1 protein-coding gene is annotated in these 1,217 nt (G+C 70.9%); it reads left to right on the forward strand.

Annotation, left to right across the window (positions count from 1 at the left end; translation table 11 throughout):
- Nucleotides 1-402 precede the first annotated feature (402 nt).
- Complete coding sequence (locus I59_RS12490) at nt 403-1,161, forward strand: HAD-IIB family hydrolase (RefSeq protein WP_022904153.1); 759 nt, start codon at nt 403-405, stop codon at nt 1,159-1,161.
- Nucleotides 1,162-1,217 lie beyond the last annotated feature (56 nt).

Below are 1,217 nucleotides of genomic sequence, written 5' to 3' on the forward strand. Positions count from 1 at the left end.
TCATAATGGGGAGGCCATCCAGCCTCGCGTCGCGAACGCCAGCAAGACGTAGCCCAGCGCGTCGGCCGCCATGCCGGCGATAATGGCCTGCTTCTCGCCGAAACGTTTGGTGGCGGGACCAGTGACGAAGGCTTGAGCGAGGGCGTGCAAGATTCTGCGGAGCGCGAGGTCGCCCCGCGCACGCGGCTGCCGCTCGACGAGGTCGTGCTCGTCAAGGAGTGAGCCCCGCGTCCACCGTGCGCGGCCGCACCCCGGGTCCAGGGGTGCGGCCGCGTGGCATGTACGGACACGGGTACACGGACATCACGGACGCCCGCGACGGGTGCCGGCGTCGCACCGGCCCTGAGCCGACACCCGTCGCACCCGGCGTCTCGTCGGCGCGGCTCTGGCAGGATCGTGCACATGACCACGCCCCGCCTCGTCGCCTTCGACCTGGACGACACCCTCGCCCCGTCGAAGTCGCCGCTCGACCCCCGCATGCTCGAGACCTTCGCGTCCCTGCTCGAGGTCGTGCCGGTCGCCGTGATCTCCGGCGGCAACTTCCACCAGTTCGAGCAGCAGCTCGTGACCCCGCTCCGTGACCGCGAGGGCCTCACGCTCGAGGACCTCCACCTCCTGCCGACCTGCGGGACGCGCTACTACCGGTGGCAGGACGACGACTGGGCGCTGCAGTACGCCGAGGACCTCACCGACGAGCAGAAGACCCGCGCCCTCGCCGCGATCGAGGAGCAGGCGAAGCAGGCGGGCTACTGGGAGGAGCGGACCTGGGGCGACATCCTCGAGGACCGCGGCTCGCAGATCACGTTCTCGGCGCTCGGCCAGGCCGCCCCGGTCGACGTCAAGAAGCAGTGGGACCCGACCGGCGAGAAGAAGGACCACCTCCGTCGTCTGGTCCAGGAGCAGCTCCCCGACCTCGAGGTCCGCTCCGGCGGCTCGACGAGCATCGACATCACCCGGAAGGGGATCGACAAGGCGTACGGCATGCGCCGGCTCGCCGAGATCACGGGCATCGCGCTCGAGGACATGCTGTTCGTCGGCGACCGGCTCGACCCCGAGGGCAACGACTACCCGGTGAAGGCGCTCGGCGTGCCCTGCCACGCGGTCCAGGGCTGGGAGGACACCGACGCGTTCCTGACGGAGCTCGTCCCGACGCTGCGCTGACGCGCACCGAGACGGACGGGAGGCGCGGTGCCGGATGGTANCGCGCCTCCCGTCCG

It is taken from the genome of Curtobacterium sp. B8 (genome assembly GCF_000333315.1).
In the GTDB taxonomy this organism is placed as follows: Bacteria; Actinomycetota; Actinomycetes; order Actinomycetales; family Microbacteriaceae; genus Curtobacterium; species Curtobacterium luteum.